Annotated in this window: 20 protein-coding genes; 10 read left to right on the top strand and 10 right to left on the bottom strand. The window is 45.3% G+C overall.

The features are described 5' to 3' along the window. Positions 1 to 36: 36 nt before the first annotated feature. Entirely contained in the window at positions 37 to 1,158 is a 1,122-nt protein-coding gene (locus tag GC130_RS11430) for a VCBS repeat-containing protein (RefSeq protein ID WP_151998442.1), read from the top strand. Between the two features lie 65 nt (positions 1,159 to 1,223). On the opposite strand, the gene GC130_RS11425 is transcribed toward GC130_RS11430, so the two are convergent. Then, complete coding sequence (locus GC130_RS11425) at positions 1,224 to 3,536, bottom strand: DUF4838 domain-containing protein (RefSeq protein WP_151998441.1); 2,313 nt, start codon at positions 3,534 to 3,536, stop codon at positions 1,224 to 1,226. A 122-nt stretch (positions 3,537 to 3,658) separates the two neighbouring features. Continuing rightward, positions 3,659 to 4,831 (bottom strand): ATP-binding protein, encoded by a 1,173-nt coding sequence (locus GC130_RS11420; protein WP_226940447.1) that lies wholly within the window; start codon positions 4,829 to 4,831, stop codon positions 3,659 to 3,661. A gap of 177 nt (positions 4,832 to 5,008) precedes the next feature. On the opposite strand from GC130_RS11420, the gene GC130_RS11415 reads away from it, so the two are divergent. From GC130_RS11415 to GC130_RS11385, 7 genes are all read left to right on the top strand, one after another. Beyond that, the gene (locus GC130_RS11415) at positions 5,009 to 5,917 is read left to right on the top strand and encodes an SMP-30/gluconolactonase/LRE family protein (protein ID WP_151998440.1); all 909 of its coding nucleotides are present in this window, start codon (positions 5,009 to 5,011) and stop codon (positions 5,915 to 5,917) included. 23 nt (positions 5,918 to 5,940) lie between these two features. Further along, positions 5,941 to 6,711 carry a DUF1080 domain-containing protein gene (locus GC130_RS11410; protein ID WP_151998439.1) on the top strand — a complete coding sequence of 257 codons (771 nt, stop codon included), beginning with the start codon at positions 5,941 to 5,943 and terminating at the stop codon, positions 6,709 to 6,711. A gap of 81 nt (positions 6,712 to 6,792) precedes the next feature. Beyond that, the gene (locus tag GC130_RS11405) at positions 6,793 to 7,350 is read left to right on the top strand and encodes a Uma2 family endonuclease (protein ID WP_151998438.1); all 558 of its coding nucleotides are present in this window, start codon (positions 6,793 to 6,795) and stop codon (positions 7,348 to 7,350) included. A gap of 66 nt (positions 7,351 to 7,416) precedes the next feature. Beyond that, positions 7,417 to 8,556, top strand: coding sequence for a glycoside hydrolase family 18 protein (locus tag GC130_RS11400; RefSeq protein WP_151998437.1), 1,140 nt, complete (start codon positions 7,417 to 7,419; stop codon positions 8,554 to 8,556). A 118-nt stretch (positions 8,557 to 8,674) separates the two neighbouring features. Next, positions 8,675 to 9,106 carry a hypothetical protein gene (locus GC130_RS11395; protein ID WP_151998436.1) on the top strand — a complete coding sequence of 144 codons (432 nt, stop codon included), beginning with the start codon at positions 8,675 to 8,677 and terminating at the stop codon, positions 9,104 to 9,106. 101 nt (positions 9,107 to 9,207) lie between these two features. Next, positions 9,208 to 9,447: a DUF4160 domain-containing protein gene (locus GC130_RS11390; protein WP_151998435.1), complete on the top strand. Its 240-nt coding sequence runs from the start codon at positions 9,208 to 9,210 to the stop codon at positions 9,445 to 9,447. Further along, entirely contained in the window at positions 9,428 to 9,811 is a 384-nt protein-coding gene (locus GC130_RS11385) for a hypothetical protein (protein WP_151998434.1), read from the top strand. The genes GC130_RS11390 and GC130_RS11385 overlap by 20 nt, the downstream gene beginning before the upstream one ends. A gap of 53 nt (positions 9,812 to 9,864) precedes the next feature. Here GC130_RS11385 and GC130_RS11380 read toward each other — a convergent pair whose 3' ends face one another. Continuing rightward, a complete protein-coding gene (locus GC130_RS11380; protein ID WP_151998433.1) occupies positions 9,865 to 11,862 on the bottom strand; it encodes a histidine kinase in 1,998 nt (665 codons plus the stop codon). A 246-nt stretch (positions 11,863 to 12,108) separates the two neighbouring features. Here GC130_RS11380 and GC130_RS11375 point away from each other — a divergent pair, with 246 nt between their 5' ends. After that, the gene (locus GC130_RS11375) at positions 12,109 to 13,407 is read left to right on the top strand and encodes a M28 family metallopeptidase (protein WP_151998432.1); all 1,299 of its coding nucleotides are present in this window, start codon (positions 12,109 to 12,111) and stop codon (positions 13,405 to 13,407) included. 41 nt (positions 13,408 to 13,448) lie between these two features. Here GC130_RS11375 and GC130_RS11370 read toward each other — a convergent pair whose 3' ends face one another. Both GC130_RS11370 and GC130_RS11365 read right to left on the bottom strand, forming a co-directional pair. Further along, entirely contained in the window at positions 13,449 to 13,940 is a 492-nt protein-coding gene (locus tag GC130_RS11370; RefSeq protein WP_151998431.1) for an SRPBCC domain-containing protein, read from the bottom strand. Between the two features lie 117 nt (positions 13,941 to 14,057). Next, positions 14,058 to 14,525, bottom strand: a complete 468-nt coding sequence (locus GC130_RS11365; RefSeq protein ID WP_193217838.1) for an SRPBCC domain-containing protein — start codon at positions 14,523 to 14,525, stop codon at positions 14,058 to 14,060. A 103-nt stretch (positions 14,526 to 14,628) separates the two neighbouring features. Here GC130_RS11365 and GC130_RS11360 point away from each other — a divergent pair, with 103 nt between their 5' ends. After that, complete coding sequence (locus GC130_RS11360) at positions 14,629 to 15,636, top strand: GlxA family transcriptional regulator (protein ID WP_226940445.1); 1,008 nt, start codon at positions 14,629 to 14,631, stop codon at positions 15,634 to 15,636. A gap of 55 nt (positions 15,637 to 15,691) precedes the next feature. On the opposite strand, the gene arr is transcribed toward GC130_RS11360, so the two are convergent. From arr to GC130_RS11335, 5 genes are all read right to left on the bottom strand, one after another. Continuing rightward, positions 15,692 to 16,117 carry an NAD(+)--rifampin ADP-ribosyltransferase gene (arr, locus tag GC130_RS11355; RefSeq protein WP_151998581.1) on the bottom strand — a complete coding sequence of 142 codons (426 nt, stop codon included), beginning with the start codon at positions 16,115 to 16,117 and terminating at the stop codon, positions 15,692 to 15,694. Between the two features lie 379 nt (positions 16,118 to 16,496). Next, the gene (locus GC130_RS11350) at positions 16,497 to 20,288 is read right to left on the bottom strand and encodes a hypothetical protein (RefSeq protein WP_151998429.1); all 3,792 of its coding nucleotides are present in this window, start codon (positions 20,286 to 20,288) and stop codon (positions 16,497 to 16,499) included. A 669-nt stretch (positions 20,289 to 20,957) separates the two neighbouring features. Next, complete coding sequence (locus GC130_RS11345) at positions 20,958 to 21,149, bottom strand: hypothetical protein (RefSeq protein WP_151998428.1); 192 nt, start codon at positions 21,147 to 21,149, stop codon at positions 20,958 to 20,960. Next, the gene (locus GC130_RS11340) at positions 21,139 to 21,714 is read right to left on the bottom strand and encodes a zeta toxin family protein (protein ID WP_151998427.1); all 576 of its coding nucleotides are present in this window, start codon (positions 21,712 to 21,714) and stop codon (positions 21,139 to 21,141) included. The genes GC130_RS11345 and GC130_RS11340 overlap by 11 nt, the downstream gene beginning before the upstream one ends. A 624-nt stretch (positions 21,715 to 22,338) precedes the next feature. Next, positions 22,339 to 23,160, bottom strand: coding sequence for a hypothetical protein (locus tag GC130_RS11335; protein ID WP_151998426.1), 822 nt, complete (start codon positions 23,158 to 23,160; stop codon positions 22,339 to 22,341). Between the last annotated feature and the right edge of the window lie 177 nt (positions 23,161 to 23,337).

The following is a 23,337-nucleotide window of genomic DNA, read 5'->3' as shown; positions in this document are numbered from 1 at the left end:
CGGGTTGTTGCTTTTTCCATGTAAAGAAGATACGTTATGATTTACTTCCTCAGTCTCATCATTCTGGTGTTCATTGCACCTCCCAAGGCCCCATTCGAAGCACAGTTAATTGACGACCAGGTAGCGATTGGCTACGGCATCGCCCTGGGCGACGTTGATGGCGACGGCAAGCCCGATATTCTCCTGGCCGACAAAAAGCAATTCGTGTGGTACCGAAATGGCGACTGGAAAAAGTTTGTTATGATCGACAACCTGACCGAGCGGGACAATGTGTGCATTGCGGCCATGGATATCACCGGAGATGGCAAAGTAGAAGTAGCCGTTGGCGCCCAGTGGAACCCCGGCGAAACCAGCAACACAGCACAATCGGGCTCCATTCACTACCTGATAGCTCCCCAGGATCGAACCCAGCTTTGGAAGGCCGTCGAGCTTCCGCACGAGCCTACCATTCACCGGATGCGCTGGGCGAAGGCAACAAACGGTAAATTTCACCTCATAGTTGTGCCCCTGCACGGGAGAAACAACAAAGGAGGTGAAGGAGACGGGGTAAAAATCATCGCCTACGAATACCCAAAGAACATTGAAGATGCCTGGAATAGCGTGGTGTTAGACAACAACATGCACATGACCCACAACCTCGATGTGGCAGCTTCAGGGCCAAAGAGTGGCAGCCTGTATTTTGGTGGCAAGGAGGGTGTGAGGGTCATTCGGGGCTTTGCTGGCAAAGGCTCGGCAGGGGCAGCTGAAAAAATAAGCGAAATAGAGTACGGAGCCGGAGAAGTACGGGTCGGTAATAGCCTCCTCGCTACGATAGAGCCTATGCATGGGAATGCAGTGGTGGCTTACCTGGGAAATGAAAAGAAAAGAGTAGTGCTGGATGACCAACTGAAAGAGGGCCATGCCCTGGCGGTGGCAGATTTCCTTGGCATGGGCAATGAGCAAATCGTTGCCGGATGGAGAACGCCCAATGCCGAGGGAAAGGTAGGTATCAAGCTCTATCAGCAAGTAACCGGGGGCAAGTGGGAGTCGCAGTGGGTTGACGACAATGGCATGGCTTGCGAAGATTTGCAGGTAATGGATTTGAACGGCGACGGCAAGCTGGACATCGTAGCAGCCGGAAGAGCCAGCAACAATCTGAAGATTTATTGGAATAAATAGCTTTTCCGGCAGCTGCCCTAAAACGACGGAACCATCACCAGCACTTCCGGGAGTGCCAAATGCCCCTATTCCACCACAATCTCATCAATCAGCATATTGGCTGGCCTGCCTGCTCCTGGGTGCCAGCCCGGTGTGTTGCCTATTGAATAAGCCTTTACTTTGACATACCTGGCGTTTTGTGGGGCAAACTCACCAATGAAGTCCCGCTGTTGTCCTCCGTATTGATCAATGGGCAGGGTATTATTCACAGTGCTCACAATCGTGTAGTTTTCACCATCGGCCGACAGTGAATACTCCACCTTTTTGGGGAAAAGCCTCAGCCAGAAGCCATATTGAAAATAAGCCGACTCAATCCGGCGCACGGGTTGGAGTTCTTCCAGGTCAATCACCACTTCCAAATCTTGTCCTGAAAAGCTAAACCAGTTGTAGGTGTAGTCCTGGCTGCCCCGAATGCCATCTGTAAGCATAGTGGCATGTTCCCCGGCAATGTGGTCATTGGGCGGACTAATAAAAGTCACCTTTTTACCGTAGGCCAAATGCTCATTCATACCCTGAGCCAACAGGCGATAGTTGGCTGTTCTGTATTCGTCGGGCGAGGTACTCCATTCTTTTACCTGGGTCACTCCTTCCCTAATGCAGAGGTCAGTAAAGTCGTCGACTTTTGACCGGAAAACCGTACTTGCCTCCCAGCGATCACCAAACTTTTGAAACACCCCTCCTTCTCCTGCAAACTTCTTCTTTGCTTGTTCCATCCAGGCATATTCAAGGGGAAGCCTGGCTATCCTCACCCGCTCCAGCAGCTGGGCTGAATCGGCAACAGCCAGCTCAGCTGCATTAAACAATTGCTCGTACCGCTTCATCAGTTCGGGTGACAGGTAACTTGTTGACGCTTCGTTGGGCGAACCGAAAATCCTCAGCGGTTGGCCGGAAGCCAGCATGGCCTCTTTCATTTCGTCTATATAGCTTCTGATAGGCTTCGAAGCAGGCCCATAAACCCCCTGAAGAAAATCGTTCATGAGGGCATCCACATCTTCATCAGGATTCCACATGAGTTTTGAGATCAGGTAAGCCCTCAAAGCAGCGAATTCGCCACCCACTTCCCGATTGCCTTGCTCAAAGAGCGCATTCACTCCATTTCTGGCAAAAAACTGAATATTCGGCTTGAGGGTGTGAAGATTAGGGAACGGGCTGATCAGGTGATTGAACTGGATCACATAATCCCACACGATAATGTCTTTGGCGATCTTGCCCCAGTCCTCCACATCTTTCACAAAATCGGCGCTGGTCGTATCCGTTTCAATGGGCTTATCTCTGAATGCCTCAATGCTGCACAGCATAATATTGACGTTGTCCCTGGGTATCAAAGTTTTGGGAGCGGCCCGGCCATATTCGTAGGCCAGGGTAGAAATCATTTTTTCAGGAAACTGATCTGCCACCTGGTTCACAAATTGAATGATAGAACCTGAAGGTGAGCCCTCCCTGTCATCAATAGCCCTGCAATTGTCGCAGGTACAGAAATTTCGGTTGTCATTTTGACTGACCGACCAGTATTTGGCGTCCGGGTTTTCAGCGATTTTGCGACGAAGGTTCTGGATAGCAATGTCCAGTACTTCGTGGTTCGTGAGGCATAGCTGCGTAGGCAGCCGCTTGCCATTCACCATGGCGAAGTACTCAGGATGTTCGTCGTAGTATACATCTGGCGGCACCAGCTCGTTGAAGGTGTGCACCCACATGCCCCAGTCAGGTCTGCCGCCCTTAGCATTGTGATCCAGCTTGTGCCAGTCAATGTACTCAGCATCCCAGGTAACCCGATAGTGGGTATCCCGGAAGCCAATCACTGGCACTTGCTTATCATCAATTTTGTCCAACACGATTGTCGCCTGCTTCGGCACGACCTTTACCTTTGGTGAATACATCCGGCATCCGAGGTAGTTCTCCAGAAAAGTATACACGCCGTAGAGTGTTCCTTTCTCATTCCCTCCGGTTATAAACAGCCTCGCACTGTCGGTGCGGATAAGGAAGCCATCTTCTCCCAGTTCGTTCAGATTGACGTTGATGCCGAGCTCACCTAGTCGTTCGTTTTGACCAAGCACGATCTCGTACCGGCTACGGCTCCTGTCAGCTTCAATAATCGGCAGCACAGCCCCCGAAATTTGAAGCAGGTAGTCTTGCAATACGCTGGCAGCTTTTTGTTCATCAATCGTGGCTGCCGACGGAACGACAATCCGGTAGAGGGTTTGTCCTTTATCCGCAAGGATTATTTTCTCTGGCGAGTTGTTTTCCCTCTTTGACTTACTCTTTTTTTGGGCCAAAAGTGGACTGAAGCGGCCTCCAATTAAGAAAACAGCTATGAGGCAGGTAAATATTCGTAGAACCATGATAGTGTGTTGTTAGCTCAGGATAGCACAAGTAGATGGAAAATGCAATAGGAATTGATGTGTGAGGCTACTTTCGTCTCTGGACGAATCCCACTCATCCCTGGACTTTCTTTAAAATAGTCCTAACTGTTTGCCAAAAATGTCAGTATGGCTTTTAAACTAGTTACTTCCACACCATCGGCAATCCTGTAATTGTCGGCACCGGGTGTAATTACGTGAAGTATTTCTACTTGCAAGTCCTCTTTTGCCAGGTAGCTACCCTTGGTCAACACGGGAGAATTCGTCAGCTTGATTTCAGCGGCCAGCAGCCAGCGGCCATTTCTGCGTACCAGCAGGTCAATTTCAGCCCCGTCCTGTGTACGGTAGAAGTACATTTCATCGTCGGCACGAAGCACTGTCGACACCTGATGGATAACAAAACCCTCCCAGGAGCGCCCTGCCACTATATGCCCTATGAGATTATCATAAGTTGAAATATTGGACAGGTAGTGCAAAACCCCCGTGTCACGCATATATACTTTGGGAGATTTTACGATCCTTTTGCCCACATTCGCATACCACGGTTGCAACAGTGTAATCAAAAACGCATTTTCCAAAAACATCATATACGTTTTGACAGTGGGCACTGTAAGCCCTATCGACCTGGCCAGATCGCTATAGTTCAAAATTCCACCATGCACAGAGGCAATCATCTGAAGCAATTGCCTGGTAACACGGGGCGCAGCAGGCAAGCCATAAAGGGGCAGATCCCGCTGAATATAGGTGTTGATAAAGCTTCGGTACCACCTCTCAACGAAACCCCTTTTGCCCGACAGAGCAGGCTCTGGAAAGCCTCCATACATCCACAGGTTATCAAGCGACACCTTATGCTTCACCTCCATGAGGCTCAGCGGCGACATTTCCAGGTAATTGATCCTTCCTGCCAAACTCTCAGAACTTTGCTTCAGGAGTGACGGAGAAGCCGAACCCAGCACCACAAATCTGCCGGGCCTTCGGTTTTCGTCTACCAATGCCCTGATCAATGGAAAAAGCTCCGGCTTGTGCCGAATCTCATCAAGGATGATCGTCTTATTGATGTGAGCAGAAAAGAATAGCTCCGGATCCTGAAGCTTGTTGATATCCGAATCCTTCTCAAGATCCAGATAAATCATTTCAGCTTCAACGAAGGCACTTTTGACGAGTGTAGTTTTGCCCACCTGTCTGGGGCCTATAAGGGCCGTGACTGGGAACTCTTCCAAAGAAGTAAGGTAATCTTTTTCTATAAGTCGCTCAATCATCCCTGCAAATTTAAACATCTATTTTAAATTTGCAGGGATGATTGCATCTGTATTTTTGCAATCAACAGCTCTTTTTCTTAAACAAAAAGAAGGCTTGTGAATAGCACTAAACGACCTTCCATGTATCTTTTTAGCTAATGCTTTTTCCTTTGATTTTAAAAGCTGAAATTCAACACTGCTACTTAAACAATCCTTATGCAAAAAACTTCATCGTTATTGTCAATATGCCTGTTTCTGCTCGTCGGGGTAGCGCAAGCCCAGATCACAGACGACCGTTCATTGCTGGCACCGGGTGCCACCGTCGAACTACTTGGCGATGGCTACAAATTTACTGAGGGCCCAACGCCCGACAAAAACGGCAATGTTTACTTCACTGATCAGCCCAACAACACCATTCTGCGCTGGGATGCCGCTTCAGGCGAAATAAGCACCTTCGCCGCACTTTCCGGCCGCTCGAATGGCTTGTATTTTGACAAAAAAGGGAACCTCGTAGCCTGTGCCGACATGGACAACCAAATGTGGTCGTTCAGCATGGATGGTCAGCAAAAGGTGCTGATCGAAAACTACGACAACAAGTTGCTCAACGGCCCCAACGACCTGTGGATCGATGCCAAAGGAGGCATCTACTTTACCGACCCACTGTACCCGAGGGACTACTGGGCACGTGACAAAGCCATGCAGCAGGACGGACAGCACGTGTATTACCTGAGCCCCGGCAAAAAGACATTAAAGCGGGTAGACGAAACTCTCAAGCAACCTAACGGCATCGTAGGTACGCCCGATGGGAAGAACCTTTACGTAGCCGACATTGGCGACCGCAAAACCTACCGCTACGACATACAAAAAGATGGCACCCTCACCAACCGAACCTTGTTCACCGCTATGGGCTCCGACGGAATGACCATCGACAGCCAGGGCAATATTTACCTGACGGGAAAAGGCGTGACGATATTTGATAAGACTGGTGCCGAGATCGGCAAAATCCCCATCGATGAAGGTTGGACTGCCAATGTGTGCTTTGGCGGCAAAGACCGAAAAACACTTTTCATAACAGCAATGGATGCTGTTTATGGAGTAAAAATGAACGTAGCTGGTGCTAAATAATCGATATAGATAAACATAAAACAATGCTAAAAAACACCCTTCTGACCGCTCTCTTTCTGGCTGCTTCTGCAACCAGTATTTTCGCTCAGTCCAACATAAATGTCGGAGCTAAACCGACAAAAAAGGCCGTAGTCTACTTCGATGGCTCCCGTGATATGCTGGATAAAAACTGGACCTACTGGGATGGCCCCAGGCTGGCAGCTCAGCTGCCGATTAAATGGCAGATTGTGAAAGACCCGGTCGACGGCGGAACTGTCATGAGCAGCAACGACCCAGCTGGTGCGGGCGGAAAATACGGCGCCGCTGATATAGTAACCAACAAAAGATTCCGTGACTTCCGGGCACATGTGGAATTCCTGATTGTTAATCCCGGCGGTAATAGCGGGGTGTACCTGCAAAACAGGTACGAAATCCAGGTGCTGGACGGTGACTCCACCAGTCATGGCCTGGGCGCAGTCATCAACGAATCAGAATCGCCTTACTTCGCCTACAATGGTTTGGGGAAATGGAATTCGTACGACATTGTCTTCCGTGCTGCCCGGTTCAAAGACGGCAAGCTGACCGAACAGCCTATGGTGACGCTTTACTTCAACGGCAAAAAAGCCCATACCAATCAGGTCATCAGCCAGGTGTGGGGCGGGCCTAACTCAGGTATCGACGGCGGCAATGATGGTGGCAAGGGCATCACCGACGTGCCTGGCGGACTTAAGCTACAAGCAGAAGGCCACGATGTGTTTTATCGCAATATCTGGATTGAAGAACTTGATTTGAAGAAGGCTGATACAGATTTTTAATCACTATAGAATTATCTGCCATTTTGGTGTGTTTTCAACCATGTAAATATTTTCTATCTTTAATTAACAAAGAAACGCTGTATGCCAGTAGAAGTAGAAAAAAGACTCATCAACGTTGAAGAATACTACAAAATGGCAGAAGTGGGTATTCTGAAAACGGATGACAGAGTTGAGCTTATCAATGGTGAAATATACGAGATGAGTCCTATAGGTAGTAAACATGCGGCGATCGTCAACCGTTTGGCGAGACAGTTAAATATGTTGTTTGAAAAAGAGGCAACAATCGGCGTACAATCTCCTGTTAGGCTAGACAATAAAAATGAGCCTGAGCCCGATATATCTATTCTTAAGTTTAGATCTGACGATTATAGCGGCTCGCACCCCAATGTTTCTGATATACTTCTTGTCATTGAGGTAGCTGACTCATCTGTCAAGTATGATAAAAACGTAAAAATGCCTTTTTACGCTTCGTTTGGCATTCCCGAGTATTGGATAGTAGACATTGACGCTAATGCCATTGAAGTTTTCAAGCGGCCGGGTAGCAAAGCCTATGATGAAAAACAAATCTTCAAACCATTCGATATCATTGACATACTCGGCAAAACATTGGTAGTGAAAGAAATTCTCATTTTAGACTGAGGACATTCGTTTATTTAACCCTAACCAAAACAGTCTGCTCTATGTGTTTGTCAAAATCCCTCGTTCATGAATAAGATCAATTCCATAGTCCTTGCAACATCGTGCCTGGCCCTTTCCTTTTGCCAACAGGAAACATCAAAAGAAACAATCGAAGCCTCCGTTTCAAAAAAAGAAATCATCGGCTACGTACCAGGCTTCCGTGGTTTGCTCGATGAAAAAGATATTGACGCCAACAAGCTGACCATTATCAACTACGCCTTTGTAGACGTAAAAGACAGCCTGGCGTGGTTAACCAACCTCGAAACTGACAGCGTCAACTTTCGAAAGCTCAACTACCTGAAAAAAGACAATCCTGACCTGAAAATCGTGATCTCGATAGGTGGCTGGTCGTGGAGCGAGAACTTTTCGGATGCTGTGCTCACACCCAGCTCCCGGGAAAAGTTTGCTAAGAGCGGTGCCAAAATCGTAGCCGACTACAACCTCGACGGTATCGATATCGACTGGGAATACCCTGGCCTGAAAGGTGAGGACAATGTGTTCCGGGATGAGGACAAAGAGAACTTCACCCTGATGTTTGAAGCCATCAGGAAAGAGCTGGATGCTTTGGCAGCTACCACTGGCAAGAAATACATTGTATCCACCGCACTCCCCTGCTTCCCGAGGCTTTTTGAAGTCACCAATATGGGCGACGTAGCCAAACATATCGACTTCGTGAACATCATGGCTTACGATTTCTATGTGGCCGGGGATACCGTGGGGCACCATAGCAACCTCTATCCTTCCGAAAACTATGAAAAAGAAAATTCTGCCGACAAAGCCGTGAAAACCTATATCGAGCAGGGCGTGCCGGCTGAGAAGCTGGTGCTGGGAGTTCCCTTCTACGGCCGTAGCTGGACGATGAAAAGCAGCGATAATCTGGGCATCCTTCGCCCGAGGGACGAGGTAATGAGAGGTGGCGGCTTTACGTTCATCAAAGACAGCCTGATGGCCAAGGCTGGGTTCGTACGCTACTGGGATGATGCGGCTAAGTCACCTTACTTGTTCAATGCCGAGAACAACCAGTTGGTAGTATACGACGACGAAAGCTCTGTGAAGCTTAAGTGCGAATATGTTAACGACAATGGCCTGGCCGGCATCATGTTCTGGCAATACGCCAGCGACCCGAAGGAGTACTTGCTGGATGTGGTGAATGAGCATTTGGATTGAGAAAAGCATTCGAGCTTTCCCCTCAGAGTCTCCTGCAAGGGACTCTGAGGGGTTTAGATGATCGCATTCTATCAGAGCCTCCTGCAAGGGACTCTGAGACTGAGGACATACAAAGACTATGAAAATCGGAAGTATAGCTGTCATATTTGTGCAAGGAGTGGTGATGTTTTTTAGTGGATTATGGCTGCTGATATTTGCAATAATCCTTTTCATCAAGCCGACCATGTCAGGTCTTTTTGGTCTTGTAGTTGGAATTGGGATTGTTACAGGGTTCAATGCTCTTTATCTCAACCTTCGGGAAATTGAGGTGGTTGGACAGAGCATTAATTTCAGAAACCTACTATCTAGCGATAGTTTTAAACGAGAAAACTTTATTGCTGTCAAAAAAACGTCGCTATCGCCATTTGTATTTAAGCTAGAGCTTTCAGATGGAAAAGCTTTCTTTTTTGCAACAGACATAAGCACCTTCTTTACATCTATGGATTCAGATCACGCTATCAACAAATTTAGTGACCAGATTGCCCCAAGAGCTTGTGCAGATGAGTTCTAGCATTTTTGCATCAAAATCTTGTACAGCAAAGCCTGCTGTTCACGCAGAGTCCGCTGCAAAGGGCTTGAGAAGAATCTAACCTTTTAGATTATTTTTGAGCCATGCCAAGAGTCTTAACAATCCAGGGCTATATCTTTTATTTTTTTGCAGCAGACTGCGCCGAACGTGCGCATATGCACGTCAAAAAAGGAGATGCTAGTGGAAAACTATGGATCAAACCAGATATAGCAGTTTTTTATCTAAAAGGATTCAAGCAAAAAGAGAAGCGGCAATTGCTTAAATTAGCAGAAGAGAATATAGCACAACTAACGGAATACTGGGATGCCTACTGTAATAACTGACAAAACTGATATAAAGTCTATCGAAGAGATACTCGCAAGCTTTAAGGACAATGATCAAGTGGATATCTATTCGTCTGAAATGTCACCAATAGAAACAGCCATCGTCTTTAATGGCTTAAAAATCAGCAATGTGATCATACAGAAGGAAAATAACTCAATTCTTTTTATCCTCAACAATGGCACTGTACTACAGCGTCAGATTAGCCAGTTTAGAGGATTGGCTACAGCGAGCCCCAAACAATTGAGTAATTTTGAGAACATGGGAGACGGAGTGTTATGGGCAGAAATCCCCCTGGCGGATACGTCGTTAAAAAGCCTCATACAGGAAGAGTTACTACAGAAATTCAAACTTCAAATCGTTTAACAAAGCCCGATTTTCACTCAGAGTCTCCTGCAAGGGACTCTGAGAAACACCCTTCACCCCTCCCTGTAAGGCAACATCAGCTGCACCCTGGTGCCCGAGCTGCCTACGCCCGTCAAGTCTTCTACAATCAGCCTGATTTTGCTTTTAAGACCTGCGTTGAACAACTCAATGCGCTCATTAGTGATCACGCCAGCAAGTGACTTGTGGCCCTCCTTCGCCTTCACCTCACTGGCAATCCCTTTACCGTTGTCTTCCACCGTCAGCAGCACATACTCACCCTCCTGCCGGAAGGTTATTTTCACTTTGGCTCCGTCTATTTTTCCTTTCAGCCCGTGCTCCAGTGCGTTTTCAATCAAGGGCTGGGCAAACATCGGCGGAATCGATACCTCCTCCGGGTCGATGGCCTCGTCCACTGTTAGCTCATACTCAAAGGAGTTGTTGAACCGCAGCAGCTGTAGCTCCAGGTAGTTTTCCAGCGTGGCCACTTCTTCATCCAATGTAATGAAGTCCTCCCTGGAGTTTTCCAAAATCTGGCGCATGAGCCGGGCAAAGCGACTCATAAAGGAAGCAGCATCCTGCGGTTTGTTTTGCAACATATAGTTTTGAATGGCACCGAGCGCATTGAAAATAAAGTGAGGATTGAGCTGGCTTCGCAGGGCTTTCTGCTCCAGCTGGGTCAACGCCTGGGTTTGCCTGTCGGCCCTTTGCCTGTAGTAAAGCACCAAAATAGCGATCACCAGCAGCAGCACAATCGCTCCGCCAATGATCAGGTATCGCTGCTGGCTGAGCTGCAGCGCCTGTATCTCTGCCATTTGTGCAAGGCGGTCGATCTCATTCTCCTTTTTCTCCGTTTCGTATTTGATGTTCAGGTCCGATATCTGCAACGCCTTGGTTTGGTTCAGCATGGTGCTGTCGAGCTTATAAAACTTGTGCAGCGCCTCGAGGCCTTCCTTGTAACGGCCCGACGCCCGGTAAGCATTACTCAGCATCCAATAAGCGTCCGATTCCTTTTCAATGAATTCAATGTCATGAGAAAGCCCGGCTCCAAGCTCGGCATACCTGATCGCTTCCGCCGTCTTCCCTGTCTTGAGAAATATTTCCGACAGGTTCACATAGGCCGCCGACAGATTTCGTTTCTCCCCCACCTCTTTGCACAACTCAATCGCCTTCAAGTGGTTGGCAATCGACTCGTTGTACAGCCCCATGCTGCCCTGCATTTCAGCCAGCCCTTCATAAAAGTACCCCTGCAAAAACTTATTGCCCTCTACCCCGGGGCTTTCGAGGGCCTCCTGATAAAAGTAGGTGGCAGAGTCATACATGTTGAGGGCAGTGTAGCTATTGGCCATGTTGTAGTTCACTATCGACAGGTTGGCCTGGTTGGTTTGACTAAGCAACTGCTCACGTGACTTTCGAAAGTACCTGATGGCCAACCGAAAGTCCTCATTCTGAAAATAGGCAGCGCCGAGGGTAATAACAGCCCGGTTAACAACCGACTCGTCGGCGATTTTTTCACCTAATGACAAAGCTTTCAGTGAATAAAACACTACAGAATCATTTTTAGAGAAGTCGCTGTAATAGCTGGATTTTACAAGGTAAATCTGCGCCGCCATAAAATCAGACTTCAGCCGATCATTGATAACCTCAGCTCTATTCAGAGAGAGTTCTACCGAATCGGTCTTGCTAAGTTTAATATAGCTGTTGGCCAGGTTGACCAGGCTGCGAATGGTGAATTCGTCTTCGCCCGCCTGCTCAAACAAAGCTACCGCTCTCACGTGCCTCTCAATGGCCTTCTGGAACTGCTGCTGACAGGAAGCATTGTCTCCCATCAGCTTATAGGCCCTGGCTTGATAGCTGATCTCTTTCGCTTGTTCAGCCAGGTCGAGCAATCGGGCAGCCAGTGAGTCGGCCTTTTCTACATCTTGGCACAAGACAGTACTTGCTTCAGCAAACAGCTTCTCAAGCTCGCTGGTACCGGACTGCTTAGCGTATACATTCGCAGCAAAAAGGAGCAGTGACATCAGGACAAGCTCCCTTACAAAAGATTGGCGCATAAAACGGGACAATTACGGGTTAGGCAGCAGATGGGCACAGCGTTGCCAAAGTGCACATTGGCAAAAATACACTGCGACATCAACTTATCGACATCGTGGAAATAAAATGTGAGCCGAACAAAAGAATAGCAAGCCCTTCAGGAAGAAAGACGTTAGGCTGCCGGTATTCACCCCAACGGCATTTGATCAACTGAGAAAATAAATTGTAACTTTCTGACTCCATTAAAATCTTTGACTTAGCCTGATATGAAAAACACCGCAATCCTCCCCTCTTTGTTGTTATTGTTCACCTCACTGGTCATCAGCTGCCAGCCTGCTGCCGAAATAAAGGAAGCCGACGTGACCCGTATCATCACTACCCTGGCCGCTGACGATATGGAAGGCCGAAGGATGTTCAGCCCGGGTATTGAAAAGGCTTCGAAATTCATTCAGGGAGAATTTAAGGCAGCAGGATTGGAGTATGTGGATGGATTGACCAGCTATGAGCAAAAGTTCGACATGTACACCATCACTCCCAAAAGTGTGGCGGTGACGCTCAACGGGCAACCTGTGGCTGAAGAGTACGCTGCTGTTTCGGTGGACAACGAAAAACTGGAAATCACAAGCATTGACGAGGTAGAAGTGATCGTGGTAACCGCCGACGGCAACCTGCGGGGTGCCATTTCTCAGGCCAGAGGCATGAAAGGGAAAGCGCTGATATTAGCTGATCCTTCTCATCAGGTCATTTTCGAAAGGTATCGTGGCTCATTATCGGGAGGTAACCATGTGATGGCATTGGATAAAAAGGCTTTTGTGCTGATCCTGACGAGTATTACCGAGATAAGCTCGCTAAACGTAAGCGTTGAAAACGACGTCAAAACAGAAAGTTTGTCGAACGTAGTAGGCAAAATAAGTGGCAACCGTGCCAATGAAATTGTTCTTTTCAGCGCCCACTACGATCACCTGGGCATCAGAGGCACGAAAGGAGACACCATCTTCAACGGCGCCAACGACGACGCTTCGGGCACCACAGCCGTCATCACTTTGGCCAAATATTTCAAAGACATGGGCATACAGCCTGAGCGCACCATTCTGTTTGCTGCCTTTACGGCCGAGGAAGGTGGAGGCTACGGTTCGAAGTACTTCTCCCGACAATTGAACCCCGACGAGATTGTGGCAATGTTCAATATCGAAATGATTGGCAAGCCTGCCGTGAGCGGGCCAAACACCGCCTGGGTAACCGGCTTTGACAAATCCAGCTTTGGCGAGCTTTTGCAAAAGGCTGTGAAAGGCACCGAATATGAGTTCTACGCCGACCCTTACCCCGACCAAAACCTGTTCTACCGGTCCGATAATGCCACACTGGCCAGACTAGGCGTGCCTGCTCACTCCATCAGCACCACACCCATCGATGTCGACAAAGACTACCACAAAGCATCAGATGAAGTGAGCACGTTAGACTTGGCACATATGACTAATACCATCAAGGCCATTGCTGCCGCTGCTACTGGCATGATCTCAGGCGAAGACACACCAACGAGGGTAGACAAGAGCAAAGTAAACTGAACAGATTCGCCTGTTCTTGTCACCCCGGCATCGGCTATTAGTTAGTTCAACTGCCACTTTTTGGCCAGCTCTGCATTAAAACCGTCCTTGTCGATGGGATTAGGTTCACGTTTGCCCTCCGTAATCAATTTATAGAGGCTGTTGGTGATGTAACCGGTCCACGCATCGTTGCAAACATTGTAGCACTCATATTCGGGCACTAACCCCTGATGTGTGAATACCACTTTCGTTTTGCTACCCTGCCCAGTGATTTCGAAAATCAGCCGGGTGTTCACCCATTCTGTTTTGTCTTCAATGAAGTTGAATTCATTTTCCAACACCAAATACTCCAGCTTTTTGTTCTTCTCCATCACCTCCAGTTTCATTTTGCACAAGTGGATGTCTTTATAATGATAGAAAAATGTCTCACCAGGCTGATCGGTAGGGCCCTCAATCTCCTCCGACCACCAGGCCCGAAAGTTCTTAATAGCATTGAATGCATCTTCAGGTGTCGCATCCACAAGAATAGTTGCAGTAAAATCTTGATTGTTCATATCAGTTTGTTGTAAAGTACTTTCTATTATTTCGTTTTTGGGTGCTTGTTCACCTCGATTACAGGCGCACAACATCAGCCATGCTGCCAGAGAGAGAATTACTGTTTCCTTCATTTTTTACACATCCTTATTCAGCATCTGCTCCATCTGTCCCATATAGCTTCCCCAGGCTAGTGAGCATTCATTGTAACATTCGAGTCCCGGGGTTAAGCCTTCATGTGTAAATGTCACCACGGTGTTTCCAGCCTGCTGACTTATGGCAAAGCAAATTTTCGTATCAACCCATTCATCTGACCTATCCAAAAAGGTCAGGTTACTCTCGGTAACCAACCACGCAATCTTCTTTTGCGGAACCAGTTCAATGAGTTTTTGCTTTGAATAATGAGCTCCTCCCCCTGCCTTGAATGAAAACTCATCGCCCTTTTTACTGCTCCTTCCGGCAATAGTTTCTTCATAAAAGCCCGACCACCACTTCTTCACATCAAGCAACAATTCAAATACTTCCCCGGGCGGCATCGCTGTTGTAAAACTGCGGCTAAAGCTTCTCACTTTGCTACTATCCTTCACCTGGCTCGACTCCTTCATTTCCATTTTTCGGTTTGTTTTTAAATCGCTTACACAAAAGTACAGTCCAAAAACTCCCAAAAAGGTAGCCCAATCAGACAATATGAAGGGTTGATTTAGACATATGTTCGATCTACATTTGCTCAAAACGAATCCAGTGAAGCACCTGTCGATTATTGTTCCCAATGGAGAAAATAACCTTAGCAGTATTGTGGGTTCATACAAGATTTTTTCCCGGGCCAATGCCCTTTGGAAGGAAAAAGGCAACGGTGATCTTTTTAAAATTGAGCTGGTTGGCGTCGCCGGGCAGGTTGATTTTCATGGTGGGTTGTTCTCCGTCAACACCCACACCACCATATCCAGGGTGCAAAAGACTGACCTCATCATCATTCCTTCGCTCAACCACAACTACAAACAGGCCCTGAGCGAAAACAAGCAGCTACTGAACTGGCTGGTGAAACACTACAAAGAGGGAGCTTCCATTGCCAGTATTTGCACTGGTGCCTTTCTGCTGGCGGCCACTGGCTTGCTTGATGGCAAAACTTGCTCTACCCACTGGTCTGCTGACGCTGAATTCAGACAACGATTCCCGGAAATAAATTTAAAAACTGACAAACTGATCACCGACGAAGATGGCATCTACACCAACGGAGGCGCTTTTTCATTCCTCAACCTGATCATCTACCTTATTGAGAAATATTACGACAGGCAGCTTGCCATATATTGTGCTAAGGTCTTTCAAATCGACATGGACAGAAGCTTCCAGTCGGCATTCAGCATTTTTAACGGGCACAAGAAGCATAACGACAAGGAGGTATATGAAGCGCAGGTTTACCTTGAGTTGAACTATCAGGACAAAATATCGATCGGAGACTTATCAGACAAACTCCATGTGGGCCGTAGAAATTTCGATCGCCGATTTATCAGCGCCACCGGGCTCACACCACTGGAATATTTGCAAAGGGTAAAAGTAGAAGCAGCCAAGAAATTTCTGGAAAACACGAGAAAAACAGTCGGTGAAATCATGTACGACGTAGGTTACAGCGACACCAAAGCTTTTCGTACTGTATTTTCCAGAATCACTGGTGTTTCTCCCAACGACTATAAGTCGAGATACAACAAGGGCAGCTGAGGCCCTCGTTACCTCAACACTTTTTCCATTTTTCGTGAAAGGTTCTGTACCATACTCAATCCTCAATCGCTTCAACCCCCTGCTCCTTCAGTTTTTCAAGATGATCCCTCATCGCTTTGAGCTGCTCCGGCGAGTGCCCCTGCCATTCGGTGACTTCACCGGATACCTTAATGGGGTGCGCTGTTCGGTAAGATTTCGTTGGATTGCCCGGAAACCGTTTGTTTGTAAGGTTGGGGTCATCTTCAAAAGGGCCTGTTGGTTCCACTATGTAAATTCTGCCTGGCTTGTCACCAACTGCAAGCTCCGCCCCCCAAATGGCGGCATCCAGCGTGGCGCTGAAGTAGACATAAGTTGCCTTTTTCCCCGTTCCATAGTTGGACTTAAACCCTGGTGCTATCAGGTCTCCCGGTTTCAAATTTGCCTTCGTTCCATGATAGTATATCGGCTTCGCTGTCTCGTTTTCAATGCTTTCCGTTTTCATTGCTGATGTGTTTTTGATGAGCGTGCTGCTTTGCTTATTGGCAACACTTGATACTGTGAACATTCAAAAATATTCATCTCAGCTCTTCCAAAACACCATTTTCGGCTAAATTTTCAGTGGCGCAATATGCAAGCGACCACGGCGTTAACCTTACAACTAACCGCTTCCCACCTCCCTTTTCATTACGACTACGAGTTGTTTGAGCACCGCACACTTTACGAAGAAATTTTTAGGGAAGGTTCGTGCTTCTTTTCTGTCGATTTGTTGTCTGGCCATGTTGCAGTGTCTATGTGCGTTGGTTTGGTGGCTCTTTTGCAAAACTTGGTTTTGGCTTGGACTAGTGCGGTTTTGCAAATGTGCCACCAAATTGCGATGGCGTTCAGTACTCCAACCTGTCTCGTTCTGCACTTTCATCCATTCGCTTTGCATCTGCCAAATATCCTTGTTCCAGACGCTTAAATATCTCGGCAACATTTGGATATTTATTTTTAAAGTCATTTGCTAATTTGCCAAAGTAAGCCGCTTTGTCTCTCTCAATATTTCCACCGTCAAATGGCCCTCTTGTTGATGAACCTCGCTTATTGAACATAGCAGAGGAATAACTTCTGTTTAAGCTATCAGAGTTTATTTCTTCAATGAGTTTAAAAATAATTTCCTGTGGCCACTCGGGAATATTCTCTGGATATTGTGCTAATACTTGTCCTATGTGCATGTCAGCAACATCTAATCTTTCTTCTGCCTCTGCTATCTTTCTTGTTTCAGTTACCCATTTAGTTAACTCTTCTTCATCAATTGAGTTGTCCGGTTTCAGCCCTGGAATTTTTTTCCATGAGTGAAACAAATGATAAACCTGCTTTGCTCGGTTCTGAACCACTTCGGCAGAAATTCCCTTTCTCTCTTCCTCCATTTTAGTTTTGTCCTTAGGTATGTATAACCATTTAAGCATATCAACGAAAAATTTCGGATTCTTTGAAAGCTCATCTTGCAAAACTTTTGGATTTCTTCTTGTCCCATAAGAATCCAATAGTGGTATGTATAACCACTCCAAATTAATAAGTGCTGAATGGTCTAAATCGGAACGCTTGTCAAGTGTTTCAAATATTCTTTCAATCTCGTATCCCTTAAAACGGGCTTGTTCACTTGCTTCTTCCGTTGCAGATTCTTTAAGAAGTTCTGCAAGAATTTGAGTTGGTAATTCCTCTGCAAAATGTGAACTTATATCAATAGCAGAAAAAAACCTCTTGTGTTCCATAAGCATTTGAACACCAATAATTTTTTCTTCAACAGGAATGTTGTAAAATGTCGGATACATATCTTTCCAATACTCATTCTGTATTTCCTTATCTAAGGTTGAAACAAAATCCCAAAGTTGCTTGGATTGATCTATCGGTAATAGACTGTTTACAAGTGACTTGTTATTAAATCCCTTTTTCTGCAAACTCTGAAATAAAGTGGTAATCCATTCAAAGCCTTCAATGATTGATTTACGAAAAATGAAGCTGCGAATGAATCTTAGATTTTCTCCTTCATCATTAAGGCATTCGCAAACAGAAATTATTTCCTCTTGATTGGTAATTACCTTTGCTAAAGCATCACCTAAAGTCCATGATTCTTTTACGAACTTTCTAAGGTCTAAAGTTTTTTTTAGACCTAATTCTTTAAGTAAGATTTTTGCAGCATTATTTCTTGCATCATCAATTTTCTTCTGCTGTTGGTCGTGTCTTTTTTCAAATTCACTTTTCTCATACTTAGCACCTTCAGGAAAAGCAGGCCAATGTTCGTTGAAAAGCCAAATGTGCTGGCTTATTACATCAAGTGGTTTTAACTTTTCGTAAAGTTCTTCAAACCTTTTCAATTCGCTTTCAGGCAAAGTCCAATCAGCATCGGGGTGAGACCTATGATGATTTAGGATTTTTCTGATTGTTTCCCAAGTGGTGAATTCTGTTTGTTCAACCTTTGGGTAAATATTATCAGCCCAATCCAAAACCTTTTTTCTGTCATATGGAAACAGATTTACACTTTCTTCAATGAGTTGAGAAAACTTTTTTTCGCTATTATCAAATTGGTCAAGCAGCAGTGAAACAACATAGGAATGAGTGTCATAAATTTCTTCGTATGTATAACGCAAATTAAGGTTCTTATCAAAAATCCTCCAACGCATTTTATGCGTTGGGTGTGCAACTCCGTGATGGTCTGGAAGCATTCTGATTAGCAAAGTCCAACCTGTTTCCTTTTCCTTTTCTGTAATGTATTTCAATATTTCCATCCTCTCTTTGAAAGGTGAAAGAGTTTGATAGTGCCATGATTTGAAAATTTCAGATATGCTGTTGATTGGTCTGTTTGCTAAATTTCCACCTGGGTCAAGTCGTGAAAGTTTGAGTAGAATCAAACCGACTTCTCTCAAATATTCAGGCAACCACGCTAACCCTTCAAGAGCCCACAATAATCCTGTATGGCTACTTGTAGAATGTAAAAAACCTTCTACCTCTTTGAACATATCCATTATTTCAGGTTGTTCCTTTAAAAGTGAATTGCTCACTGCTTTAAGAAAACTTAATGGAGATGCTTCTGAAATGAGGGGTAATTCATGGTCTACTGAAATCCATATTTCACCGCTTGCATTAATAAGTAAGTCATGAACTAAACTGTCAACCCAAAGTTGTGGATTGGTTAGGTTGGGAATATTTAATCCTTCACCAAATCGTCCAATTAAAATTAGGGATTGAGCTATTCCTTCTCTTGACCAGTTAGAAAATTTCCGTTGCTTATTATAGAATGCCGCAAAGTCATCTTTGTCTTTGGGTTCTATTATAGGATTACCATTTTTAAAAGCGAAAGAGAAACATTCTTGAATATTTTGAAAATCTTTTTGAGTAAGATGTGGTGAAAGATTTGTCCATAAATCTAATGGTGAAGTCAATCGCCACGTTTCGCCAATTTGCATGATTGGCGATTCTTCAAGGTTTCTCCACTTTGTAAGCGTAACCAAATAGTCTGAATACATAACTCCTGATAATTTCTCAATGAGTTCAATGTCTCCCACAAAATTTTCATTCCACCTTCCTAATAAAAGTGCTGGAATAATTTCTCGGATATTCTCGGTATCTATCCATTTTGTTTTGGTATGAGGAAAACCAATTAGTTTCTTTAGGATTGTAATATTTCTTCCTGATTCTCTAGAAAACTTTTTGGCATCGTCTTCTGAAATTCCACTCTTGATTAAAGAGTTCACCTGTCCATCTCGGTCAATCGTTGGAAGAATAATTGTTTCTTGATTGAATGTGTCGTCAGCACCTAATGGAACTAAAACATGATGTCCTTTTCCAACAGCAGAATAAAGTGGTTGTGCATCATCGAATCTTGGAATTAGATTTAGTGGTGTTATTGTGTTTATTCTTATACCACGAAAATTACCTTCGGTGTCAATTATTAATGACTTTGAAAAAAATCTTTCCGATTCACTTTTAGGAAATTGTTTAGCAGCAGCAATTATAAAAGCAATCGCTTCATTTTTTGTTGATGCCTTTATTGCTTTTATACTTGCTTGTTCTTGTAAGATTTTTAATAATTGTTTTTGCTCAATCTCTCTCCCTGCCGTAACAACTTCTGGTTGTAAAACCAAACCGTTTGGGCCCATTGACCATTCCTCCCAAAATTCATCAGCAGTCATTATACCATCAAAGGGATAACTTCCTACACGACTTGAAAGCCACCTTGAAACTGATAGAGCAATGTCAAGCCATTGCTCCAAGTTTGAAGAATCATAAACCCTTACATCTTTCCAGATACCTTCTGCCTTTTTTGCTTTTATCCACTTGTCTTTCTGTTTCCAAAATCGCAGGGTGACAAAAATGTAAACACAATCCTTTTGAGTATAACCTAACGGGTCAACTTTTCTTTTATCATAATCTTCGTCAGCTTTTCCTTTGTTGTCGGCCTCGGTTCCAAACTCCCATAAAGAAATTCCTTTTGGAACATAAGCGGTTTCTTCTTCACAAGTTACCACACCGTCCCATCCTCCAACATAGGCGGCACTTCCTGATGGGAAGTCCGCTTGAGTGCTTGTAGGAGCAGTTGCCCTCACTAATCTTGAAATGAGATATGGTAAATCTCCCTTAGAGTCAACTCTATCAGCCCAATCTTCTAAATGATTTCTCGTTACAAGTTTCATAGTTGTTCAATTGGCTTGTGCGTTAGGCAAAAGCAAATGTGGTGCAACTGCGTGTCGGCTTGTGGCTAGCGTTGCACCTCTTTTGATTTTGCTGAAGCGTTGGCTTGTCTGTTCATTTTCTCTGTCCTTGTTTATGGTTGTGTCGTCTTTTAGAATGACCGGTAACGATTGTATAAACCCCAGTCACCCGCCGCACGAGCGTTTATATTCCATATACTCACAGGTGGGGCATGGCCAAAATGGATGGATATTTGCCGGTTGATCACCCTGCGTTTTCAGCACCAACTACCCAGGGCCGTCTTCCTTACTCTCACTACACAGGGCTCACAGGTAAATAGAAAGTCGGCTACAATAAAACCGCTGGCTGTTGAAAAATCCGGCAAAAAAACCATTATGCAGCCGGAGGATAAAAATTACGGAAATAATACTAGTCAAACACCGTGTAATTTACCAGCAGTTTCGGAGATATTTTCAGGGAGATGGCCAGGCCTGCAGAAAACCGTCTGATAGCCGCCAGGCTTTCACTCCCTTTTGAAGGAAGCTGGCCTGGCAGAAAAAGCAGTGCGCTGCGCCGTAAGACTACCCGTACATCGCCTTCTGTGGATTCGGAGCACTTTACTGCTCGCCAGGTACAAACCTTGCCAAGAGCAAAAATTGTTGATTTTAGTTTCAGCCTGCACTACGCTTATACAATGTTGTGGGTGGTATTTCATTCGGGTCAACCGCTTCAATTTTGCCGTTCCTAACCACAATCATGAGGCTTTTCTTTTGCTTTTTGTATTCGACAAGCCTTCTGTAAGTCTCTTCAAGTCCTTTGACTATCCTGTCCCGTTCTTCTTTCAACTGTTCTTTAGTTCCCATAGTATTTCCTTTTCAATTCTCCCCACTGTTCAACATTATTAATAGTTTCTTCATTTAAAGCCCCTTCTGCTATAATCTCGTAATTATCTCCAGAGTTGTTTACAAATAGCCAGTTGTCAACTTTGGGAAGAAACAGGTTGAAAAAATTTTTCAGACCACTTTTATACCTCCTCCTGATGACGTCTTCCGGAATATGGTGACCACCTTCTTTTACTCTTGTCTCCACTCTTGAAATGGCCAATTCTTCCGAATTGAGCCAGAAAAACAAGCAACTCACCTGGTAGTCCAATTGCTTTGCCCTATCAATAAACTGAACATAGCTTCTGGTCGAAAGCGTCGTTTCAAAAGCAAAACTTTCTCCTGACCCTAACAGTTTTTTAATCCTTTCCAACATCAATCTGCCTGCTACAATTCCCGCTTTCTCCGGCTGAAAAGGAGAGATTCCTTTGGCAATTTCATCCGCATTTACGAATTCCCTACAGTCAAGAATCTCTGGTAAAATAGTATATGAAGCGGTGGTCTTCCCCGCTCCGTTACAACCTGCTATGACATATAGTTTTTTCATTGCACTCAAATATACAATTTACTACCGATGATATCAGATGCTGAATCTTACCCACAACACTTGAACAAACCCCAGTCTGCCTCCGGGCGTTCACTCCATCCCCAACCCTACTCACTGCCCTTTTCAAGAGGCACACCTGCCTCGGATGGATAGCTGGCCTTGCAGAAAAGGAAGTGTGCTGCGTCGCAACATGGAGTCATCATTGCAGCAAGAAGGAGCTTCCTCCTGCGCTGAAAGTTGTTACCTGCAGTGCAAGAAACACCCACCACTACCGCAACACGCAGCCATCGCTACCGCAAGTTGCAGCCACCTCCTGCCCAAGAAGTTATCACCTGTTGCCTAAGAAGCACTGACCGATCCAGCAACACGGAGCCATCGGTACAGCAAGAAGTTTCCGGATCTAGCGCAAGATGTGTGAGGGTCTACGGCAAGAGTTGTGTGGCGATTGCTGTACTAATTGTTATTTGATGCGCATCGAATGGTTTTGATGAGCATCGAAGGAGTAGTTTGATGGGCATCGAAAGGAAACATCTTGCGCTGCACCAGAATGGCCTGGGAAAGGAAGAGATGATGGCCTCGTTTCTTATAATACGAAAATCAGGCCAGAAGGCGAAGGAAATTAGCCTATTTTTTGCGGATTCCAAGTTCAGGATGATTCACATCGTACTCCACATCTACATTGTTTTCATTGCTCAGGCAACTCTCAACCTGAATTTGGTCAAACGTCTCAACTGTTAAGTCCTGAGCTATTTTAATATAGGCTGCGTACACCTCCACTCCGGCACCACACGACCCGTGACCTCCCGAACCCGGATTTGATTGATGCGAATAATCAATGATCAAATGAAAACTTCCGTTGATACTTTTTTGAGCTAAAATTTTAACGCCCTCAATCAATTCTTTTTGGCTCAGTTCGTTCAGGTTGAAACTCGCCATTTCTATTCCCTGCATTAAAAGCAAAATCCGAGCTTTGGAAGTAAAGCTAAAAGGGTGAACATCTTCTAATTGGACGGGCAATGGTTCGCCCTTACCCATCTGCCAAAACATTTGGCTTTGTCCTGGCTGAATCGTAAATACCTCTTTTGCATTGGGCAAATCGCAATTTTCGTCAAGGGCGTAGTTGGTGAAATCCTCAGGCACAAACAGCTTTAATCTTGTTTCACAGGCATCTGCATAACAAGAATGCCCTATTAAGGGTATCTTCTTCCCAACTTTCTGGTACATGTACCAACCATAAACCATGTGCGGTGTCCACCTGCTCGACTCATTCGCTTTACACGACTGGTATGACTCTTCCAGGTACATTTTGATGGCGTATTTTCCATCTATCATCCCCTCCGAAACTGAATATGTTTCGAACTCGATGTGTGGTTCAAATGCCCATGAATCCTGAGCATCAGCATAGTAGCCCAAGAGACCAAAAAATATTACAAAAACCCTCATCATTTTTACACGGTAAGCTTACAAGGAAAATGCAAGCGTTATTAGTCAAAAACCAATAGCGTCCTAAACGAATAGAGTAGGGAGGTGTGAATTAAGTATCTCAAAGTTAGCTTTGAGTTGCACAACAAAAGACTACACCTCCCATGGTAAATCTAAACTTATTCTCGCAGATCATCTCAA

The sequence above is a fragment of the Imperialibacter sp. EC-SDR9 genome (assembly GCF_902498805.1).
Taxonomy (GTDB): domain Bacteria; phylum Bacteroidota; class Bacteroidia; order Cytophagales; family Cyclobacteriaceae; genus Imperialibacter.
The sequence above is the reverse complement of the archived record's forward strand: the minus strand, read 5'-3'. Positions and strand labels throughout refer to the sequence as shown.

What these genes read in the sequence shown, in the direction of transcription:
- GC130_RS11360 (WP_226940445.1), top strand. Translation starts at nt 14,629, where the DNA reads ATGTTCGATCTACATTTGCTCAAAACGAATCCAGTGAAGCACCTGTCG.
- GC130_RS11365 (WP_193217838.1), bottom strand. Translation starts at nt 14,525, where the DNA reads ATGAAGGAGTCGAGCCAGGTGAAGGATAGTAGCAAAGTGAGAAGCTTT.
- GC130_RS11390 (WP_151998435.1), top strand. Translation starts at nt 9,208, where the DNA reads ATGCCAAGAGTCTTAACAATCCAGGGCTATATCTTTTATTTTTTTGCA.
- GC130_RS11415 (WP_151998440.1), top strand. Translation starts at nt 5,009, where the DNA reads ATGCAAAAAACTTCATCGTTATTGTCAATATGCCTGTTTCTGCTCGTC.
- GC130_RS11380 (WP_151998433.1), bottom strand. Translation starts at nt 11,862, where the DNA reads ATGCGCCAATCTTTTGTAAGGGAGCTTGTCCTGATGTCACTGCTCCTT.
- GC130_RS11395 (WP_151998436.1), top strand. Translation starts at nt 8,675, where the DNA reads ATGAAAATCGGAAGTATAGCTGTCATATTTGTGCAAGGAGTGGTGATG.
- GC130_RS11345 (WP_151998428.1), bottom strand. Translation starts at nt 21,149, where the DNA reads ATGGGAACTAAAGAACAGTTGAAAGAAGAACGGGACAGGATAGTCAAA.
- GC130_RS11410 (WP_151998439.1), top strand. Translation starts at nt 5,941, where the DNA reads ATGCTAAAAAACACCCTTCTGACCGCTCTCTTTCTGGCTGCTTCTGCA.
- GC130_RS11385 (WP_151998434.1), top strand. Translation starts at nt 9,428, where the DNA reads ATGCCTACTGTAATAACTGACAAAACTGATATAAAGTCTATCGAAGAG.
- GC130_RS11340 (WP_151998427.1), bottom strand. Translation starts at nt 21,714, where the DNA reads ATGAAAAAACTATATGTCATAGCAGGTTGTAACGGAGCGGGGAAGACC.
- GC130_RS11400 (WP_151998437.1), top strand. Translation starts at nt 7,417, where the DNA reads ATGAATAAGATCAATTCCATAGTCCTTGCAACATCGTGCCTGGCCCTT.
- GC130_RS11405 (WP_151998438.1), top strand. Translation starts at nt 6,793, where the DNA reads ATGCCAGTAGAAGTAGAAAAAAGACTCATCAACGTTGAAGAATACTAC.
- GC130_RS11425 (WP_151998441.1), bottom strand. Translation starts at nt 3,536, where the DNA reads ATGGTTCTACGAATATTTACCTGCCTCATAGCTGTTTTCTTAATTGGA.
- GC130_RS11350 (WP_151998429.1), bottom strand. Translation starts at nt 20,288, where the DNA reads ATGAAACTTGTAACGAGAAATCATTTAGAAGATTGGGCTGATAGAGTT.
- GC130_RS11370 (WP_151998431.1), bottom strand. Translation starts at nt 13,940, where the DNA reads ATGAACAATCAAGATTTTACTGCAACTATTCTTGTGGATGCGACACCT.
- arr (WP_151998581.1), bottom strand. Translation starts at nt 16,117, where the DNA reads ATGAAAACGGAAAGCATTGAAAACGAGACAGCGAAGCCGATATACTAT.
- GC130_RS11420 (WP_226940447.1), bottom strand. Translation starts at nt 4,831, where the DNA reads ATGTTTAAATTTGCAGGGATGATTGAGCGACTTATAGAAAAAGATTAC.
- GC130_RS11430 (WP_151998442.1), top strand. Translation starts at nt 37, where the DNA reads ATGATTTACTTCCTCAGTCTCATCATTCTGGTGTTCATTGCACCTCCC.
- GC130_RS11335 (WP_151998426.1), bottom strand. Translation starts at nt 23,160, where the DNA reads ATGATGAGGGTTTTTGTAATATTTTTTGGTCTCTTGGGCTACTATGCT.
- GC130_RS11375 (WP_151998432.1), top strand. Translation starts at nt 12,109, where the DNA reads ATGAAAAACACCGCAATCCTCCCCTCTTTGTTGTTATTGTTCACCTCA.